The sequence below is a fragment of the Pseudomonas sp. FBCC-B1565 genome (assembly GCF_059133265.1).
The window spans coordinates 2,568,766-2,587,546 of record NZ_CP101438.1 but is presented as its reverse complement, the minus strand read 5'-3'; the positions used below and the strand labels follow the sequence as shown (position 1 = coordinate 2,587,546).

General features: G+C 61.2%; 21 protein-coding genes, 1 tRNA gene and 1 pseudogene. 8 read left to right on the top strand and 15 right to left on the bottom strand.

From position 1 onward, the window contains the following. Nucleotides 1–9: 9 nt before the first annotated feature. Together NL123_RS12320 and NL123_RS12315 are read right to left on the bottom strand one after the other, a co-directional pair. On the bottom strand, nucleotides 10–510 hold the full coding sequence (locus tag NL123_RS12320) for a YuaE family lipoprotein (RefSeq protein ID WP_248482248.1): 501 nt from the start codon (nucleotides 508–510) through the stop codon (nucleotides 10–12). A gap of 206 nt (nucleotides 511–716) precedes the next feature. After that, a pseudogene (locus NL123_RS12315) lies at nucleotides 717–938 on the bottom strand (putative metallopeptidase); the annotation flags it as partial. Between the two features lie 76 nt (nucleotides 939–1,014). Here NL123_RS12315 and NL123_RS12310 point away from each other — a divergent pair. After that, nucleotides 1,015–1,461, top strand: a complete 447-nt coding sequence (locus NL123_RS12310; RefSeq protein ID WP_248482250.1) for a hypothetical protein — start codon at nucleotides 1,015–1,017, stop codon at nucleotides 1,459–1,461. A gap of 68 nt (nucleotides 1,462–1,529) precedes the next feature. Here the strand turns inward: NL123_RS12310 and NL123_RS12305 are convergent, their stop codons facing one another. Continuing rightward, nucleotides 1,530–1,880, bottom strand: a complete 351-nt coding sequence (locus NL123_RS12305; protein WP_248482251.1) for a hypothetical protein — start codon at nucleotides 1,878–1,880, stop codon at nucleotides 1,530–1,532. Nucleotides 1,881–2,097: 217 nt separating this feature from the next. Here NL123_RS12305 and NL123_RS12300 point away from each other — a divergent pair, with 217 nt between their 5' ends. Then, nucleotides 2,098–2,298 carry a hypothetical protein gene (locus tag NL123_RS12300; protein WP_494357861.1) on the top strand — a complete coding sequence of 67 codons (201 nt, stop codon included), beginning with the start codon at nucleotides 2,098–2,100 and terminating at the stop codon, nucleotides 2,296–2,298. A gap of 279 nt (nucleotides 2,299–2,577) precedes the next feature. Here the strand turns inward: NL123_RS12300 and NL123_RS12295 are convergent. Beyond that, nucleotides 2,578–2,668 (bottom strand) — tRNA-Ser (locus NL123_RS12295). Nucleotides 2,669–2,820: 152 nt separating this feature from the next. On the opposite strand from NL123_RS12295, the gene NL123_RS12290 reads away from it, so the two are divergent. Next, nucleotides 2,821–3,492, top strand: coding sequence for a Bax inhibitor-1/YccA family protein (locus NL123_RS12290; RefSeq protein WP_016977342.1), 672 nt, complete (start codon nucleotides 2,821–2,823; stop codon nucleotides 3,490–3,492). A gap of 63 nt (nucleotides 3,493–3,555) precedes the next feature. Here the strand turns inward: NL123_RS12290 and murB are convergent, their stop codons facing one another. The 8 genes from murB to NL123_RS12250 all read right to left on the bottom strand — a co-directional run bounded on the left by murB (nucleotide 3,556) and on the right by NL123_RS12250 (nucleotide 10,385). Then, the gene (gene murB / locus NL123_RS12285; protein ID WP_494357860.1) at nucleotides 3,556–4,575 is read right to left on the bottom strand and encodes a UDP-N-acetylmuramate dehydrogenase; all 1,020 of its coding nucleotides are present in this window, start codon (nucleotides 4,573–4,575) and stop codon (nucleotides 3,556–3,558) included. After that, a complete protein-coding gene (locus NL123_RS12280) occupies nucleotides 4,572–5,036 on the bottom strand; it encodes a low molecular weight protein-tyrosine-phosphatase (RefSeq protein WP_494357859.1) in 465 nt (154 codons plus the stop codon). The genes murB and NL123_RS12280 overlap by 4 nt, the downstream gene beginning before the upstream one ends. Continuing rightward, on the bottom strand, nucleotides 5,036–5,800 hold the full coding sequence (gene kdsB, locus NL123_RS12275; RefSeq protein ID WP_494357858.1) for a 3-deoxy-manno-octulosonate cytidylyltransferase: 765 nt from the start codon (nucleotides 5,798–5,800) through the stop codon (nucleotides 5,036–5,038). The genes NL123_RS12280 and kdsB overlap by 1 nt, the downstream gene beginning before the upstream one ends. Beyond that, a complete protein-coding gene (locus NL123_RS12270) occupies nucleotides 5,797–5,982 on the bottom strand; it encodes a Trm112 family protein (RefSeq protein WP_003174668.1) in 186 nt (61 codons plus the stop codon). Before NL123_RS12270 ends, kdsB begins: the two co-directional genes overlap by 4 nt. A 23-nt stretch (nucleotides 5,983–6,005) precedes the next feature. Next, nucleotides 6,006–7,016, bottom strand: a complete 1,011-nt coding sequence (lpxK, locus tag NL123_RS12265; RefSeq protein WP_494357857.1) for a tetraacyldisaccharide 4'-kinase — start codon at nucleotides 7,014–7,016, stop codon at nucleotides 6,006–6,008. Next, entirely contained in the window at nucleotides 7,016–7,444 is a 429-nt protein-coding gene (locus tag NL123_RS12260) for an ExbD/TolR family protein (RefSeq protein ID WP_058425436.1), read from the bottom strand. Before NL123_RS12260 ends, lpxK begins: the two co-directional genes overlap by 1 nt. Continuing rightward, nucleotides 7,441–8,076, bottom strand: coding sequence for a MotA/TolQ/ExbB proton channel family protein (locus tag NL123_RS12255; protein ID WP_058425437.1), 636 nt, complete (start codon nucleotides 8,074–8,076; stop codon nucleotides 7,441–7,443). The genes NL123_RS12260 and NL123_RS12255 overlap by 4 nt, the downstream gene beginning before the upstream one ends. 83 nt (nucleotides 8,077–8,159) lie before the next feature. Further along, entirely contained in the window at nucleotides 8,160–10,385 is a 2,226-nt protein-coding gene (locus NL123_RS12250) for a DNA internalization-related competence protein ComEC/Rec2 (protein WP_494357856.1), read from the bottom strand. A 135-nt stretch (nucleotides 10,386–10,520) separates the two neighbouring features. Here NL123_RS12250 and NL123_RS12245 point away from each other — a divergent pair, with 135 nt between their 5' ends. Then, complete coding sequence (locus NL123_RS12245; protein WP_058425439.1) at nucleotides 10,521–11,036, top strand: DUF2062 domain-containing protein; 516 nt, start codon at nucleotides 10,521–10,523, stop codon at nucleotides 11,034–11,036. On the opposite strand, the gene NL123_RS12240 is transcribed toward NL123_RS12245, so the two are convergent. Beyond that, nucleotides 11,033–12,403: a sensor histidine kinase gene (locus NL123_RS12240; protein WP_248482263.1), complete on the bottom strand. Its 1,371-nt coding sequence runs from the start codon at nucleotides 12,401–12,403 to the stop codon at nucleotides 11,033–11,035. The two genes, NL123_RS12245 and NL123_RS12240, sit on opposite strands and share 4 nt — an antisense overlap. Then, nucleotides 12,390–13,118: a response regulator transcription factor gene (locus NL123_RS12235; RefSeq protein ID WP_248482266.1), complete on the bottom strand. Its 729-nt coding sequence runs from the start codon at nucleotides 13,116–13,118 to the stop codon at nucleotides 12,390–12,392. The genes NL123_RS12240 and NL123_RS12235 overlap by 14 nt, the downstream gene beginning before the upstream one ends. 205 nt (nucleotides 13,119–13,323) lie before the next feature. On the opposite strand from NL123_RS12235, the gene NL123_RS12230 reads away from it, so the two are divergent. The 4 genes from NL123_RS12230 (at nucleotide 13,324) to NL123_RS12215 (ending at nucleotide 18,134) form a co-directional block, all read left to right on the top strand. Continuing rightward, on the top strand, nucleotides 13,324–16,077 hold the full coding sequence (locus tag NL123_RS12230; protein WP_494357855.1) for a response regulator: 2,754 nt from the start codon (nucleotides 13,324–13,326) through the stop codon (nucleotides 16,075–16,077). 154 nt (nucleotides 16,078–16,231) lie between these two features. Beyond that, nucleotides 16,232–17,221: a 2-hydroxyacid dehydrogenase gene (locus tag NL123_RS12225; protein ID WP_248482270.1), complete on the top strand. Its 990-nt coding sequence runs from the start codon at nucleotides 16,232–16,234 to the stop codon at nucleotides 17,219–17,221. A gap of 71 nt (nucleotides 17,222–17,292) precedes the next feature. Continuing rightward, entirely contained in the window at nucleotides 17,293–17,733 is a 441-nt protein-coding gene (locus NL123_RS12220; RefSeq protein WP_248482272.1) for a hypothetical protein, read from the top strand. Then, on the top strand, nucleotides 17,730–18,134 hold the full coding sequence (locus NL123_RS12215) for an META domain-containing protein (protein WP_494357854.1): 405 nt from the start codon (nucleotides 17,730–17,732) through the stop codon (nucleotides 18,132–18,134). Before NL123_RS12220 ends, NL123_RS12215 begins: the two co-directional genes overlap by 4 nt. Before the next feature lie 141 nt (nucleotides 18,135–18,275). On the opposite strand, the gene NL123_RS12210 is transcribed toward NL123_RS12215, so the two are convergent. Beyond that, nucleotides 18,276–18,737, bottom strand: coding sequence for a TlpA disulfide reductase family protein (locus NL123_RS12210; RefSeq protein WP_494357853.1), 462 nt, complete (start codon nucleotides 18,735–18,737; stop codon nucleotides 18,276–18,278). Nucleotides 18,738–18,781: the final 44 nt, after the last annotated feature.

Here is an 18,781-nt window from a genome sequence, read left to right as displayed (position 1 = left end):
GTGGAATCATTATTTGGCTTGGCGAAGCACAAGCTCCGTCAAACGAGTCTTGACCCGGAAGCAGAACTCACGAATTTGAAATTGATAAGCCGGCATGACCATGTAGTTCAAATCAGGACCCAACGAGTCTTTGACTTCCATGTACTTAGCGGTCTTGGCAGCAATGGCCTGGTATTGCGCCTCGTATTTATCGTACGACGCTTTGTTGTACACCCTTAGAACATCCAGCTCTTTACGGCATTGCTCAGCGCGATTCTGGTTCAAGTTTGTTTCAGACTCTTCCTGAGCTGCCTCCTGGGAGACATGGATTGGGGCTACAGGACGTGGGTTCGCAGGTGCAGCCTCATACCGTACAGTGAAATTTTCTGGTGGTGTCGAAGGTGCGGCTTCAGCGGGTGCCTCATGGACGACGGCTGGAGGGGGAGTCTCTTTAGGTTTTTCTGGAGTTTTCGTAGCGCATCCCGAGAGAGCAAGACCTACCACTACAACGATGCCACACATTTTATTCATCGGTTTCACCAAGAGGTATTTGGGGTTGGCTGAGTCGTTAGGTTCTGGGTAAAAGTCATCACTCAATCAATGATAGAGCGTACATTTTCTACCAGACTCAAGGCGCTCAGCCGCTCTTCCTTGAGTGCGCAGGTGAGCAATAGTAGTAAAAAATCAAAGAGATGACGAGGAAAAGCTTGGCGGGAAGTGCACAAACCCAATGGGATAATGACTGTGCGGCTTTGCTTCTCTAAGTTCGACGACGCCCACATCACTCGGATGCCTGCACCCGGTAATTGGGCATGGTCTTCGTTGTGAATACTGCCGGTGTCGGTGAGGATCTCGGCTTGGAGTCATTCCCATACTTCGAGAGCCGGGGTTAGGCGAATGCCGAAGTCGGATAGGCCGGACAGCTCAAGCTGTGACGATGGAGGGTATGGCCTGTCCATAAGTTACCTTGAGCTTGAAATAGTGGCGCATTGCCGGTATTCATGGCGACTTCAAAAAGTAAGGACGCTAATACTCATGTCATTCGTCAAAGCCGGCTCACTCTTCGTATGCCTTTTGGGCGCTGCGTCGCTCAACGGATGCACCGTGGGCCCTCAAGCAACGTGGACCAACCTGGGCCCCGGTGGGATAGCAACCAAACGCAGCCAAATCGCCTGCTACACAGACGCAAACATCATCGACGGGAAGCGAGTGGAAGGCACATTATGCGCGTTTCCTACGTCCGGATTCCTGAGCGACGGCGAGCCAACCGTAATCGCAAGAATGGGCTATGGGCAGCAATACACTTTGGAATTCAGCAAGACGCTTGCGGGGTTTGAACTACCATTTGGCGACAAGAAGGGAGTTCTGAAATGCGAACCTATGAAGACTGAGCCTGGCAGGACAATACCTGAGAGCTTTTGCACTCTCACGGTCAACGGCCAGAAACTGGTCAGCGCTAAGATACTGTTTGGTGGCATGTGACAACCACCCGTGCCGCACTCACCTGCGGCACACCTAAATCTACACAGTTTTCAGTAGCCCGAAGCGGCTTACGCTCCCCACTGCTGGTTATAGGCCGCGACGTGCTCAGGAAAGACATCACCGTATGGTGGATACTCGATTCCTAGAACGCTCAACTCTATTGCGTCTTCCCCGCAATCAAACGAGTAGTCCGCAATGCACACACCGGCAGCCCGAATCGCCTCTCCGCCCACAATACGCACTGTAAAATTAAAATGTCTCTGATCACGCTGAGCAAAGGCTCTGACTTGCTCCTGGATAATGGAATATCCAGGAGCAGGAACAAATACGCCGAACGCCACCCCCATGGGCGGATCGCCGAGCTCTAAATCGGACCAACCGATAGGCTGCCCATTACTGAAAGCTTCGAATCGCAGCATGGAAATGACCTATCAGGTACGGCTAAATTTCCCGAAGAATGACACATCAGCTTGGTAGCGGGTATTCAGGACCGTGGGCGTGGTCACCACTCTGCATCATGGTTGCGAGTGCCCATGAACTGGTGGCAAGGAAGTATGCTGCGGTACCAACATCTCCCAAGCTGATGTAAAAAAGTACTATTGCCCTTGCAAGCCTTCACTGGATTCAGACCAACACATGCAGATCATCCGCACTGGAACGGTTTTAACTGGCGAATACGCTGGTTGGACAATAGAAATTCAGGATGACCGCGCAGGTGAAACGAGTGGTTATTACCTGTTCATGGTGCAGGACGAATCCAATGGTTTCGATTCTTGGTTTGAGCGCATAGAGCAGCTGCAGCAACAAATTTCAGAACTCGACGTTCGCTGGAATTAGCGTCTCACTCATGCGCTTTCCTTTTATCCCTCCCCTTCAACGTCAGTCGCTATAGCGGCAAGACCCAAGGTGGTATCGGAAATCATCGATATCGGCGACGCCAGCCTACTCCAGGGACACAGCGAGCAGGAGATCACCAACGGGTTTACAGAAGGATTGGCGCCACTGCCAAACCATCAAAATAGGCAAAGTTTCGGAACGCCTATCAAAAACCGGCGTTACCTACCCAAACCCCAGAAACACAAAAGCCCCGCTAGTGCGGGGCTTTTGTTTGAATCTTGGCGGGAAACCAGGGATTCGAACCCTGGAGACGCTATTAACGTCCGCCGGTTTTCAAGACCGGTGCATTCAACCACTCTGCCAATTTCCCTTGTGCATCACAGGATTATAGTAGCCTATCCCGTCTCAGCGGGCGCCATAATACCCGAATGAAACACACTGTCAAACTCTCGCCATAGCTTGTTACAGAGCGTCTGTTATGATCTTTGCGACTGAACGTTTCAAAACTGAAGGAGTGTCGCCATGCGCGAACAGAATTACGCAGTGAATGGTAACGCGCAGGCTGAGCAGCTTGAAGTCAGCCGCGTGTTGCGCAACACCTATGGCCTGCTCGCCCTTACCCTCGCATTCAGCGGCGTGATGGCGTTCGTGGCCCAGCAGATGCGCGTCGGCTACCCGAATATCTTTGTGGTGCTGATCGGCTTCTATGGCCTGTTCTTCCTCACCAACAAACTGCGCGACTCTGCGTGGGGCCTGGTGTCGGCATTTGCCCTGACCGGCTTCATGGGCTTTATCCTCGGCCCGATCCTCAACCGTTACCTCGGCATGGCCGGCGGCGCGGAAGTGGTCAGCTCGGCGTTTGCCATGACGGCGCTGGTGTTTGGTGGTCTGTCGGCCTACGTGCTGATCACCCGCAAGGACATGAGCTTCCTGGGCGGCTTCATCACCGCTGGTTTCTTCGTGTTGCTGGCGGCTGTGGTTGCGAGCATGTTCTTCCAGATCAGCGGGCTGCAACTGGCGATCAGCGCAGGTTTCGTGCTGTTCTCCTCGGTGTGCATCCTGTTCCAGACCAGCGCGATCATCCACGGTGGTGAGCGTAACTACATCATGGCGACCATCAGCCTGTATGTGTCGATCTACAACCTGTTCATCAGCCTGTTGCAGATCTTCGGCATCATGAGCCGCGACGACTGATTACTGGCTGCAATAAAAAATGCCCCGTATCGAAAGATGCGGGGCATTTTTGTTTTCAGAAGGTCAGTACTGGTTGGGTTCCATTTCCAGCTCGACCTTGAAGCGCTCCAGAATATCCAGCTGAATGCGCCGGGCCAGGTTGGCAATGTCGTGCCCCGAGGCACCGCCATAGTTGACCAGCACCAGCGCCTGCAGCGTGTGCACGCCGGCATCTCCTTCGCGGAAGCCCTTCCAGCCGGCCTTGTCGATCAGCCAGCCGGCTGCGAGCTTCATCTGCCCGTCAGGTTGCGGGTAAGCCACCAGGTCCGGATAAAGTGCCTGCAACTCGGCCGCCAGCACCTGGGACACCAACGGGTTCTTGAAGAAGCTGCCGGCATTGCCAAGTTCTGCCGGGTCCGGCAGTTTTTCGCGGCGGATGCTGCAGATGGCGCGGCTGACGTCGCTCGGCGTTGCCTCGCTGATCCCCTGCGCCGCCAAGCGCTGCTGGACGGGGCCGTAGTCGAGTTTCAAGTGACTGGCGCGGCTGAGGGCGAAGCGTACGCGCAGGATCAGCCAGCGTCCGGTCTCGTGCTTGAACAGGCTGTCACGGTAGGCAAAGTTGCATTCCTCCAGGCTGAAGTCGCGCAGTTCGCCGGAGTGGCGATCCAGGGCGGTCAGGCCGGCGAATACATCCTTGATCTCGACACCGTAGGCACCGATGTTCTGCATGGGCGCGGCTCCGACGGTGCCGGGGATCAGGCTGAGGTTTTCCAGGCCGCAAAAGCCCTGTTCCAGGGTCCACAGCACAAAGGGGTGCCAGGCTTCTCCCGCCTCGGCCTCGACCACCACGTGCAGGCCATCGTCGTGCAGCACGCGGATGCCTTGGGTAGCCATGCGCAGCACCAGCGCCGGAATGTCCTGGGTCAGCAACAGGTTGCTACCACCGCCGATCACCAGCAGCGGCACATTGTGTGCGGTGGCATATGCCAGGGCCTCGCGCACATCGCTGTCGCTGTGGGCCTCGGCGAACAGCTGGGCACGTACGTCGATGCCGAAACTGTTGAACGGCTTGAGCGATACCTGCGCAAGCACCTGCAAGGTCATAACCGCCCCTTCAATTCGATCACCAATAAATCACAGGCCTGCTCGATCAGGTCCAGGACCCGTTCGAAGCCTTGTTCACCCTCGTAGTACGGGTCTGGCACTTCGTCCACTTCGGCATCGTAACGGCGCAGGAACAGGTCCAGCTCCGCCTTGCCCTGCCCCGGCTGCATGGCCTTGAGGTTGCGCAGATTGCTGTGGTCCATGGCCAGGATCAGGTCATAGCGCGCAAAGTCGGCGCGGGACACCTGCTGGGCACGCTGGGCCGACAGATCGTAGCCGCGCGCCAACGCCGCACGCTGGCTGCGCTGGTCCGGCGGGTTGCCGATATGCCACTCACCGGTGCCGGCGGACGCCACATCGACCTGCCCCGCCAGCCCCGCTTCGCGCAGTTTGTGGCGCAGCACGCCTTCTGCGGTGGGCGAGCGGCAGATGTTGCCCAGGCAGACAAACAGAACCTCCATCAGGCCCCCAGCAGGCGACGGACGCGCTCAAGGTCTTCCGGGGTGTCGACACCGGCCGGTGGCGCTTCCAGCGCATCGCCCACGTGGATGCGCACGCCGTGCCAGAGCGCCCGCAGTTGCTCCAGGGATTCGGTATTTTCCAGCCAGCACGGGCCCCAACTGACGAAGTCATGCAGGAAACCCGCGCGGTAGGCGTAGATGCCGATATGGCGACGGTAAGGCACGCCTTCCGGCAACACGTCCGGTTGCTTGGCGAAGGCGTCACGTGCCCACGGTAGGGTCGAACGACTGAACGTCAGCGCCAGACCGTTGATATCGCTGACCACCTTGACCACATTCGGGTTGAACAGGGTCTCGATGTCTTCGATCGGCTCGGCCAGCGTCGCCATGCGCGCTTCGCCATGGGCGGCCAGGTTGGAGGCCACCTGGTCGATAACACCGGGTGGGATCAACGGTTCGTCACCTTGCACGTTGACCACGATGGCGTCGGGCGCCAGGCCGAGCTGTGTGGCGACTTCGGCCAGGCGGTCGGTGCCGGAGTTGTGGTCTTCGCGGGTCAGCACCGCCTCAGCGCCAAAGCCTTTGCAGGCCTCGATGATGCGCGGGTCATCGGTGGCCACCACCACACGCTCGGCGCTGCTTTTGCAAGCCTGTTCCCACACCAGCTGGATCATCGGCTTGTTGCCGATCAGTTGCAGCGGTTTGCCCGGCAGGCGGGTCGACGCATAGCGGGAGGGAATGACAACGGTAAAGGCGGTGGTCATTTATCCAGGCGCTCATCGGTGGTCAGGGTACGGGCTTCGCTTTCCAGCATCACCGGGATGCCATCACGGATCGGGTACGCCAGGCCGGCGCCTTTGCTGATCAGCTCGGTTTTGTCGGCGCTGAGCTTGAGCGGGCCCTTGCAGATCGGGCAAGCGAGGATGTCGAGCAGTTTGGTGTCCATGAGTGTTTCCTGAAAAAAGCGGTTTAAGGCAAAAGACGGGCGGGCAACAGGCGCATCAGCTGCGTGTCGAACCAGGCGACGAACGCCGGCGATGGCAGCGCATCCACCGCAAGGTACCACCAGTCGGGCTGGGCAAAGGCGCGGCACTTCACCGCGTCCTTTTCGGTCATGACCAGCGGCAATGACGGCGTAAAATTCAGGACCTCGGCACTGTAGGGCGCGTGGTCGGCAAATGCATGGGGTATCGGCTGCCAGTGTAGCGTTTCAAGGGTGTTGAAGAAACGTTGCGGGTTGCCGATGCCGGCGACCGCATGCACCTGCTGGCCCGGCGCAAAATGATCCACCGGCCGGCGCTCGCCGGTTTGCAGGTTGACCAGTGCGGTGGGCTGCAAACGAAAGGCAAAGCCGTCCTCGCGGTCGCTGGCGGCGCCGTTGTACAGCAACGCATCGACACTCTGCAGGCGCTCCACCGGTTCGCGCAACGGCCCCGCCGGCAGGCAGCGACGGTTGCCCAGGCCACGGGCGGCGTCGATCAGCACCAGTTCAAGGTCACGGGCCAGGCGGTAATGCTGCAGGCCGTCATCGGAGAGGATCAGGTCCAGGGTTTCACTGGCCAGCAGCGCCTGGACCGCACGGCTGCGATCGGGGTCGATCATCAGCGGTACGCCGCAGCGCTGCACGATCAACAAAGGCTCGTCACCCGCCACCTCGGCGCTGTGGCTGGCCTCGACACGCCACGGCAACTGCGGTGGCTTGGCGCCATAACCGCGACTGACCACGCCGACGCGCAAGCCGCTGCGTCGACAATGTTCGATAAGCCACAGGATCAACGGCGTCTTGCCGGTACCACCCACGGTGATATTACCGACCACCACCACCGGCACCGGCGATTGATAGATCTCGCCCTCGCCCGCCAGGAAGCGTGCGCGCTTGCGCTGCACCACCCCGCGATACAAAGACTCCAGCGGCCGCAACAACGCAAGTGCCGGATGGCCCTCGTACCAGGCCTTGAGCAAACGATCGGACATGGCCATCAGGGTTGGCTCGCCGCCTCGACAGTGCTCATGCGCAAGTGGCTGAAACCGAGCTTGCCGGCCGCGTCCATCGCAGTGATCACGGCCTGGTGCTGGGTCTTGCCATCAGCGCTGATGGACAGCGGCAACTGCGTGTCGCCGCCGGACTCTTTCTGCAAGGCCTCCATCAGGCTGGCGAGGTCGTTTTTCTCCAGCAACTGGTTGTTCACCGAAAACACCCCGTCGGCGCTGATGGCGATGTCCAGTTGCTTGACTTGCTGGTCTTCGGCCGGCGAACCGCTCACGGCTTCCGGCAGGTCGACGCGCAGTTCGGTTTGCCGGGTGAAGGTGGTGGTGACGACAAAAAACAGCAGCAGGATAAACACCACGTCGATCAGCGACGCGAGGTTGATATCGACATTTTCCCGTTGCTTGCGGCGAAATTTCACGCTTTGCCCCCAACCAGGTCCACGTCGCGGTCGCCCTGCACCACTTCCACCAACTTGATGGCTTCCTGCTCCATGCCCACCACCAGCTCATCGATGCGACGTTGCAGGAAACGGTGGAAGAACACCGAAGGAATACCCACCATCAGGCCGGCCGCCGTAGTGATCAGTGCCTTGGAGATACCACCGGCCAGCACGGCCGCGTTGGTGGTCATGCCGGAGCCCATGAACGAACTGAAAATGTCGATCATGCCCAACACCGTGCCGAGCAAGCCGAGCAATGGCGCCATGGCGGCGATGGTGCCGAGGGCGTTGATGTAGCGCTCCAGTTCATGGATGACGCGGGCGGCGGCCTCTTCGATGCACTCCTTCATGATCTCGCGACCATGCTTGGAGTTGGCCAGGCCTGCGGCAAGGATCTCACCCAACGGGGAGTTGGCGCGCAGTTCCTTGAGCTTTTCCTTGTCCAGTTGCTTGTTCTTGATCCAGCCCCAGACCTGCCCCAGCAGATGCTCGGGGGTCACGCGGCTGGCGCGCAGGGTCCACAGGCGTTCGGCGACGATGCCGAGTGCGGCGATAGAGCTCATGATGATCGGCAACATCATCCAGCCGCCGGATTTGACCAATTCCCACACAGTGAATGTCCCCTCGAAAAAGTGCGCCACTTTACCATATAGGTGCGTCGGCCACAGACCCCATCGGCCGAGGCTTTGAACCCCTAGGGTAAGCGCTCGCGCCAGAACCTGCGTTGACTGCGCGCAACGACCGGTGGCGCGAATGCTCCCAGTTGCACACGCACGGCCCCCTGCTCTGCGCTGTCATACACCTGGCTGCCCAACCGTTGATAACGCTCCATCACCTGCGGATGCGGGTGGCCGAACGCATTGCCGCGCCCCCGCGAGATCAGCACATTGCGCGGAGAGAGCCGCTCGACAAACGCCCAGGACGAAGAGCTGCGACTGCCATGGTGGGGCGCCTGCAGCCACGCGGTGGGCACCGCCAGGGACGAAGCGAGCATGGCCTGTTCGGCGTCGCGGTCGATGTCGCCGGTCAGTAACAGGCGCTCGCCATTGGCCTGCACCTGCAAGACGCAGGACTTTGCATTGCCACTGATGGCGCCAGGCCACTGCCACAGTTCGAACGTTACCCCGTCCCAGGTCCATCGTTCGCCACTGACGCAGGGTTGCGTACCGATAAACGCCGGCAACCCATCGGTTTCTCCGCCCACCACACGCTTGATCGGTATGCCCTTGGCAATTGCCGCCGCACCACCGGCATGATCCGCGTCGGCGTGGCTGAGCAGCATGAGGTCCAATGCCCCGACCCCGAGCTTTCGCAACGACGGCAGCACCACCCGCGCGCCGAGATCAAAGGTTCCAGTGCGCGGTCCGGCGTCGTAAAGCAATGCATGATGGCGCGTGCGCAGAATCAGCGACTGCCCTTGCCCGACGTCCAACTGCACCACCTCCACCTGCCCGTGGGGCACCTGCTCTCGCGGGGGAAACACCGCCAGTAGCAACATCGGCCAGCCCAGCGTGCGAAAGGGCACGCCGTTGGGCAGCAGAAGCAACACGGCCCCCAACAGGCTCACCAGCCAATACCCCAACGGTACTTGCGCCGGGATCCAGGCCGGCATGTGTCCGGCGAGCCACGCCAGCCCCTTGAACAAGCCATCCAGCGCGCCGCCCGCCAGCCACAGAAGACCTTCGCCAATATATGGCAATGGCAGTAATGCAGTCCCCGATAGCGCCAGCGGCAACACCACCAGGCTGATCCATGGCACAGCCACGAGGTTGGCCAGCGGTGCGCTCAGGCTGATGGGCAGTCCCAGCACCCACAACACCGGAAACAATCCAATGGCAATCAGCCACTGAGGTCGGGTCCATGCCTGCCACAGGCTCCACGGCCCCAACCGCCCACCAAACGCCAGAATCAGCACTGCCACCGCCGCAAACGACAGCCAAAACCCTGGCTGCAAACTGGCCAACGGTTCCAGCACCAACACACCATTGAGTGCCAGCAACAACGGCCACCATAGGCCCAGATGCCGGAAGCGCAGCCGCCACACCAACACCAACCCGACCATCACGCAGGCCCGCTGTACTGGCACGCCAAACCCTGCGAGCCAGCCGTAGCCCAACGCAGCGCTGAACGCCAGGCCACACGCCCAGGGCAACCACGGCCAGGTTCGCGGCCAGCAACCGTAGCGGGCCAAGCCGGCGATCAGCCCATAGATCAAACCCGCCAGCAAACCGATGTGCTGGCCGGAGATGACCAGCAGATGCACGGTGCCCGTATCCTGCAACACTTGCCAATCGGCAGTGGCCAGCCCTGAACCATCCCCCAGCACCAGGGCAACCAGGCCGGCTTCCCGACCTTGGGCGTCCACCGCCATAAGGCGCTGACGCACGCTGTCGCGCCAGGCATTGCGGGCCGGCGCCAGACGCTCGCCGTCCTTGACCGAGCCCGTGGCGCCGATGCGTTGGGCCAACAGCCAGGCTTCCTGATCAAACCCGTGGAAATTCAGCAACCCGGCCGGACGTTTGAGGGTAACCGCCAGGCGCCAACGTTCACCGCTGCGCACCGGCGGCCCGCCACGCCAGGACACGCGGATGCGTTTGGGTAAGCGGGCATTTCGCGACCGACTATCGGCCAGTTCGAAGCGCACACCCTCGCCCGTCTGTCGCGGCAACCCGATCACCCGCCCCTCCAGCCAGCGCGTCTGGCCGTCCAGTGCCGGTATCAGGCGATCATCCAATGCCCACTGTGCGCTGAGGCATGCCCAACTCAGCCCCAGCAGGAAAAACGCCAGTGGGTAGGTACGAAACGGCAACAACATCAACGCCAGCACCGGCGTGGCAATCAGCCATCCCATAGGCGGCAACACCGGCAAAAAGCGCAGGGCCAGCAACCCCAGCGCAAACGCGCACATCCCTGTCTTCATGAACCATCCTTTTCAAGTGATCCACTCAGTCTTAGCCGGATGCCCAGGGCGGCCTATGATGTTTTGTCACAAAGTCTGAATTTTCTGTTTATAGAATGCGGGCATACTTGCCCCTCGAACTGACCTGGACCCCTTATGCCCCGGCGCTTATTCAAACGGTACATGCCCGATCCCACGAGTATCAGGGAACATAAGTCATTACAGTTTCTCGGCACGTTGCTGCATGACCCGAACCTCTGGCACCTGAACCGGCACTCGGTCGCACGCGCAATGGCCGTGGGTTTGTTCGCCGCGTTTATCCCAATCCCGCTTCAGATGCTGTTGGCGGCAGTCCTGGCGATCACCGTGCGCGGCAATATGCCCATCGCTATCAGCCTGGTGTGGCTGACCAACCCGATTACCATGCCGGTGGTGTTTATCTGCACCTACATGACCGGCGCCTGGCTGATGAACGTGCCACCGCGCAGCCTGCCCGACGACCTCACCTGGGAATGGATCAGCGGCCAACTCAGCACCTTGTGGCAGCCGTTCCTGCTGGGTTCAGTGGTGTTGGGGCTGGTGCTGGGCGCCCTCGCCTATTGCCTGACCATGGGCTACTGGCGCTGGTGGGTGGCCCACCAGTGGAAAAAGCGCAAACAGCGCCGCGCTTAGCAGGCCCGCAAGCGCAGGTGCACGCGCAGGCCTTGCCCGGTATTTTCCGCCCACAGGCTGCCGTCCTGGCGCTGCACGGCGTTGCGGGCGATGCTCAGGCCCAGCCCGAAGCCGCCATCGCCGGGGCGTGAACCGTCCAGGCGGGTAAAAGGCGCGAAGATCCGCTCCAGGTCCCCGTCATCGATCCCGCCGCCCTGGTCCTCCAGCCAGACATGCCAATAATCACCTTCGCGACGCCCGTCCAGGCTGACCACGCCGCCCGACGGTGAGTGGCGGATAGCGTTGCGCAAGATGTTTTCCAGGGCCTGCGCCAACGCATTCAGGTTGCCTCGCACCCAGCATTCCGCCCCCAACAGGCATGGCAGCCGCGACCCCGGCCAGTCGCTCTCATAGCAGGCGTTTTCACGCAACATGTCCCACAGCGCCTGAAGCTGGATAGCTTCCTGGGGCAGCGGCGCGCGTTCGGTGTCGAGCCAGGCCAGTTGCAGGCTGTCTTCCACCAGGCGCTGCATCGCGTCGATTTCACGGCCGAGCCGCTCGCGCAGTTGCGCCAGGTCTTGCTCACTGTCACAGGCCACTCGCAGGCGACTCAGCGGGGTGCGCAGTTCATGGGACATGTCCCGCAGCAACTGTTGCTGCAACACCACGGTGCCCTGCAAACGCTCGGACATATGGTCGAACGCACGCCCCAGTTCGCCCAGCTCATCCTGGCGACTGGTGGCGTCGTGGGACAAACGCGTGTTCAACTGATCGGCACGCCAGGCATTGGCCTGCTCACGCAGTTGATTGAGGGGCATGATCAGCAGCCGATACAACCCAATACACAGCAACAGGGTAAACAGGCCGGGAATCACCCCGTTGGTCACCACCCGCCAGAACAGTTGATAGCGCCCCGGCATGAAGCGTTGCGGCAACTCGATCACCAGCGACCCCGCATGGGGGTCGCCCGGAAACGGGATCTTCAGCCACGGCAGGCCTTTGACATGCCGGCTCACCGGCCAATCCAGGCCACGCAGAAAGGTCAGGCGCTGGCTTTCGTTGTCGCTCAGCGGGATGCTGCTCAACGATTGCAGGTCATTGCCGATCACACCTATCCAGGTGCTTTCGCGCTTGCCCATCGCCTGCAGCCAGGCGTCGACGCCGGCATTGCCGCCGCGATTCCACGCCTGTTCAGCACCGACCGCGTACCCACTCAAGGTGATTCGCGCCGCATCGGACAGGTAGGCGTTCTTCTGCTCCATGTAGCGGCCCCAGGACCAGCTGAGCCAGATCATCAACAAGCAAAAGGCGATCAGCAGGCAGGCGAGTTTCCAGAATAACGAGTGCCTGCCCGGCAGCCTTTTCAACGGGCGTTCAAAGGCCGTCATCGTGACCGCTCAGCACATAGCCCTTGCCCCACACGGTGCGCACTTCGCGCTCGGTGTAGCCGATGGCCTTGAGCTTGCGGCGGATCTGGCTGATATGCATGTCGAGGCTGCGGTCATGGGGCGCATAACCGCGTTGCAGCACATGCTGGTACAAGAAAGGTTTGCTGAGGACTTCTTCACTGTTGCGGTGCAGGGTTTCCAGCAGCCGGTATTCGCTGCGGGTCAGGCCGGCCCAATGGTCCAGGTGGAAAACATCGCACAGCTCATCGTCAAAGCGCAGCGCGCGGGCATCGTCGCGCACCGGTGCCGGAATCGGCAACGGACGCCGGTCGAGGGCCACTCGACGCAGGATAGCTTCGATGCGCACGCGCAGCTCGATCATGCTGAACGGCTTGGGCAGGTAGTCATCGGCTCCCAGGCGAAAACCGCTGACGCGATCGGCTTCAGCACCCAGTGCGGACATCAGGATCACCGGGATCGAATGGCTCTGGCGCAGATGAGTGAGGATCGACAGGCCATCCATGCCCGGCAACAGGATGTCCATCAACACCACGTCAAAGGCCTGGTCGCGCGCCATCTGCAGGCCCTGCTGGCCATTCTGGCACCAGGTCACGTGGAAACCACAACGGCCCAGGTGCTCATGGACATAAGCGCCCAGCACAGGGTCATCTTCAATGGTCAGGATACTGGGTAGGCCAATTGCTGCGGGATTCATTAGTATCTGCAAGTCATTCTCAATGGCTGATTATTCAAGATTACCCCGCCCCAGGCAATCGCCACCGGGCGCCAAATGGCGCGAAGATTGCCGTATGTCATTAATTTGCAAGATTCCACGCCGCGCAAATGGCTACACTGCGCAGGTGGCGCGGGCCGGATGCCCGCGTGAATCATCGATATCAATGTGGTAGCAGGAGAGTGGCGTGCTGACAAGAATGGGGATAAAAGGCCGCGTACTGTTGCTGACCTTATTACCGACCAGCCTGATGGCCTCGTTGCTGGGCGGCTATTTCACCTGGATGCAGTTGTCGGAACTGCAGACCCAATTGCTGCAACGTGGCGAGATGATAGCCGAGCAGTTGGCGCCACTGGTGGCGCCCGCCTTGAGTGCACGCAACACCGACCTGCTGGAGCGCATCGCCACCCAATCCCTTGAGCAGCCGGACGTGCGCACCGTGTCGTTCCTCAGCCCGGACCGTGCGACCCTCGCCCACGCCGGCCCGACCATGCTCAACCAGGCACCCATCGGCAACAGCTCACACCTGTTGCAGCGCACCGGCAATGACGCCACGCGCTACCTGCTGCCGGTGTTTGGCCGCCATCGCAACCTCGCTGGCGACCTGATCCCGGATGAAGCCGACCGTCTGCTGGGCTGGGTCGAGGTGGAACTGTCCCACAACGGCATGTTGCTGCGTGGCTACCGCAGCCTGTTCGCCAGCCTGCTGCTGATCGCCATCGGCCTGATCTGCACCGCGGCACTGGCCCTGCGCATCAGCCGTACCATCAACGCGCCGATCGGCCAGATCAAGCAAGCCGTCGCCCAGCTCAAGGACGGCAACCTCGAAACCCGCCTGCCGCCCCTGGGCAGCCAGGAACTGGACCAGCTCGCCTCGGGCATCAACCGCATGGCCGAGACCCTGCAGAACGCCCAGGAAGAACTGCAACACAGTATCGACCAGGCCACCGAAGACGTACGCCAGAACCTGGAAACCATCGAGATCCAGAACATCGAGCTGGACCTGGCACGTAAGGAGGCCCTGGAGGCCAGCCGCATCAAGTCGGAGTTCCTGGCCAACATGAGCCATGAGATCCGCACACCGCTCAACGGCATCCTCGGCTTTACCCATTTATTGCAAAAGAGCGAGCTGACCCCGCGTCAACTCGACTACCTGGGCACCATCGAAAAATCCGCCGACAACCTGCTGGGCATCATCAACGAGATCCTCGACTTCTCGAAAATCGAAGCCGGCAAACTGGTCCTCGACAGCATCCCGTTCAACCTGCGGGACTTGCTGCAAGACACCCTGACCATCCTCGCCCCTGCCGCCCATGCCAAGCAGCTCGAACTGGTCAGCCTGGTCTACCGCGACACGCCGCTGGCGCTGGTGGGCGACCCGTTGCGACTCAAGCAGATTCTCACCAACCTGATCAGCAACGCGATCAAGTTCACTCGCGAAGGCACCATCGTGGCCCGGGCGATGATCGAGGACGAGCAGGAAGACAGCGTGCAATTGCGCATCAGCGTGCAGGACACCGGCATCGGCCTGTCCAGCCAGGACGTACGCGCCCTGTTCCAGGCCTTCAGCCAGGCCGACAATTCACTGTCGCGCCAACCCGGCGGTACAGGGTTGGGCCTGGTGATCTCCAAGCGCCTGATCGAACAGATGGGCGGCGAGATCGGCGTCGACAGCACGCCGGGCGAAGGCTCGGAGTTCTGGATCAGCCTGAACCTGCCCAAGACCCGCGACGACGTCGAGGACCTGCCTTCCGCGCCCCTGCTGGGTCATCGCGTGGCGGTGCTGGAAAACCACGAACTGGCACGCCAGGCGCTGCAACATCAATTGGAAGATTGCGGCCTGGAAGTCACGCCGTTCAACAGCCTGGAGAGCCTGACCAACGGCATCACCAGCGCCCATCAGACCGAGCAGGCCATTGACCTTGCGGTGCTCGGCGTCACGGCCAACGATATCCCGCCCGAGCGCCTCAACCAACACCTGTGGGACCTCGAACACCTGGGCTGCAAAGTGCTGGTGCTGTGCCCCACCACCGAACAGATGCTGTTCAACCAGTCGGTGCCCAACCCCAACAGTCAATTGCAGGCCAAGCCGGCGTGCACGCGCAAACTGCGCCGTGCCTTGTCCGACCTGATCAGCCCACGCCCGACACGCAGCGAACCCGGCGAACCGTTATCCAGCCGGGCGCCACGCGTCCTGTGCGTGGATGACAATCCGGCGAACCTGTTGCTGGTCCAGACCCTGCTGGAAGACATGGGCGCCCGGGTGCATGCCGTGGAAAGCGGTTATGCAGCCGTCGACGCAGTGAAGCAGGACACCTTCGACCTGGTGCTGATGGACGTGCAAATGCCCGGCATGGATGGCCGCCAAAGCACCGAGGCGATCCGCCAGTGGGAAAGCGAACGCAGCGGCACGCCATTGCCGGTAGTCGCCCTCACCGCCCACGCCATGGCCAACGAAAAACGCGCCTTGCTGCAAAGCGGCATGGACGACTACCTGACCAAACCCATCAGTGAACGCCAACTGGCCCAGGTGGTGCTGAAATGGACCGGCCTGGCCCTGCGCAATCAGAGTCCGGAGCGTGCGACCGACAACCTCGGCCCTGGCGTGAAACTGCCGGTGCTCGACCACGAAGAAGGGCTGCGCCTGGCGGCCGGCAAAGCGGACCTGGCGGCGGATATGCTCGCGATGTTGCTGGCTTCCCTGGAGGCCGACCGCCTGGCCATCACCCAGGCCCGTGAGGCCAATGACAACAACGCCCTGATCGAACGCGTGCATCGCCTGCACGGCGCAACGCGTTACTGCGGCGTACCGCAACTGCGGGCATGCTGCCAGCGCGCCGAAACCCTGCTCAAGCAGGACGACGCCAAGGCCATGCATGCGCTGGACGAACTGGACATGGCGATTGCCCGGCTGGCCAGTGAGGCGCGGGTCAGCGCCTGAAGCTACTTTGACGCCGATCAATTGTGGGAGGGGGCTTGCCCCCGATAGCGTCGCATCAGTCGAAGCATCTGTAGCTGACACACCCTAATCGGGGGCAAGCCCCCTCCCACAGTTGTCCAGCATTTCCAACAGATTAATTGCGGGGAGCCTTTTGATGCGCGTGATTCTTTTCAGCAGCCAAACCTACGACCGCGACAGCTTTCTCGGCGAACCATTGCCGCCTGGCCTGGAGCTGCAATTCCAACCCGCACGGCTCAACCTCGACACCGTGGCTTTGGCCGAACATCACGAAGTGGTCTGCGCCTTTATCAACGATGACCTCAGCGCCCCGGTGCTGGAACAGTTGGCCAAGGGCGGCACACGGTTGATCGCCCTGCGCTCGGCGGGCTACAACCATGTGGACCTGCCCGTCGCCAAGCGCCTGGGCCTGACCATCGTGCGCGTGCCGGCCTATTCGCCCCATGCGGTGGCCGAACACGCGGTCGCGCTGATTCTCGCCCTCAACCGTCGCCTGCACCGCGCCTACAACCGCACCCGCGACGGCGATTTCAGCCTGCATGGCCTCACCGGTTTCGACCTGGTCGGCAAGACCGTCGGCGTGGTCGGCACCGGGCAGATCGGCGCCACCTTCGCCAAAATCATGGCCGGCTTCGGTTGCCAGTTGCTCGCCTACGACCCCTTCCCCAACCCGCAGGTACAGGCCTTGGGTGCACGCTACGTGAGCCTGCCCGAACTGTTGGCCCAGGCGCAGATCATCAGCCTGCACTGCCCGTTGACGGCCGACAGCAAGCATCTGATCAACGCCCGTTCCCTGGCGCAGATGCAAACCGGTGCGATGCTGATCAACACCGGTCGCGGTGGCCTGGTCGACACCCCGGCGCTGATCGAGGCGCTCAAGGAAGGCCAGCTCGGCTACCTTGGGCTGGATGTGTATGAGGAAGAAGCGCAGTTGTTTTTCGAGGACCGCTCCGACCTGCCCTTGCAGGACGACGTACTTGCACGCCTGCTGACCTTCCCCAACGTGATCATTACCGCGCACCAGGCGTTTCTCACCTGCGAGGCCCTGGCCGCCATCGCCGGCACCACGTTGGCCAACATTGCCGCGTGGGCCGATGGCCGGGCGCAGAACCTCGTCGAAGGATGATCAGCGGTCACATACCAGGCTCATGATGAGCCAGCACCCGTGATAGGATGCCGCGCCTATTTGGAGGATCCATGGCCGAACACGATTTCCGCTTCAGTTTGCTGAGCCCGCAACACACCCTGATCGAATGCCGCGCCCTGGTGCCGGGCCGTTACCAGGTCACCGGCAACGGTGGTTCGATCAAGCATGGCGACGTGCTGATCGTCTCCCTGCGCGGCAGTAAAACCCTGTCGATGCGCCTCACCGTCGAAGGTGACGCGCGCTACTCCATCCGCCCGGCAGGCCAATGGGTCGCCATGGCCCAGGGGCCGAAGTTCGGCGAGTTGGAGATTCACACCTGGAAGGTCAACTGCGACAGCTGCGACGCCGTGTTGGACTTCGAGTTTGCAGTGGAAACCAAGCTGAGCAAAGAGCCACTTCAACCCGCCGCCAATGCGCGGATCGCCGAGTTGGGCTGGGCCAGCGAGGGCGACAAGCACCGCTGCCCGAAATGCCAGAAGGCTGCGCAATGAGAGGCCTGTTGCTGCTTGCCGCCCTCGGGGCGGGCCTGACCGGCTGCGCCGGCGACGCGGTCAAGCTCCAGCAGGATCACAGCTACGTAGTGGAATGGATTGGTGAGCGGCCGCTGATGGACTACGCGCACCTGACCGTCACCCTCGGCGCCGATGGCCGCGCCTACGGCAATGGCGGCTGCAACCATTGGTTCGCGCCTTACACCGTCGAGGGCAAAAAGCTCAGCTTCGGCCAGATCGGCAGCACCCGCAAGCTCTGCGCCGAAGCCTTGATGGAGCAGGAGCACCGCTTCTTCCAGGCACTGCAAGGCGTACAGCGCTGGGATATCTCGCCGATCGAGCAGACGCGCTTCTGGCCGGCCGAGGGCAAGCCAATACGCTTGTGGCTCGAAGAAGGCTGATACCGCCGATCGGTAGGTTGGTGGGATCCATATGTGGGAGGGGGCTTGCCCCCGATGGCGGTGCAACAGTCAACTGATGTATTGACTGACACACAGCTATCGGGGGCAAGCCCCCTCCCACATTTGTTTTGAATTGTGGCTTTAGCCGCGCAGGGCCTTGAGCTTGGCCAGCACGCCTTCCGCCGTCTGCTCGCCCATCAACGTCTCGCGCACCTTGCCCTTGTCATCGATGATGTAGGTCACCGGCAACGCTTCGCTACGCGGAATATCGAATATCTCTTCCGGGTTCTGCGCCAGCACCGTGAACTTGATGCCCAGCTTGTCGCTGGCGGCTTTCAGCTCTTCGCCCTGCACATTGTCGAAGTTGACCCCGAACACACCCACATTCTGCGCCTTCAGCTGTGCGACCAGTGCGTTGAGCTCAGGGATTTCCGTGCGGCACGGGCCACACCATTCGGCCCAGTAATTGACCACCAGCCACTGCTTGTCCAAGCGTTCGGCCGCCACCTTCTGGCCGTATTGGTCAACGCCGTAATCGTTACCGCAGCCGCTGAGCAGCAGGGTTGAGATGATCGCCAATGCACCGATCAGTCGCCTTGTCATGGGGTAATCCTTCGCAAAAATGAACGTTGGCTGCGACCTATCGC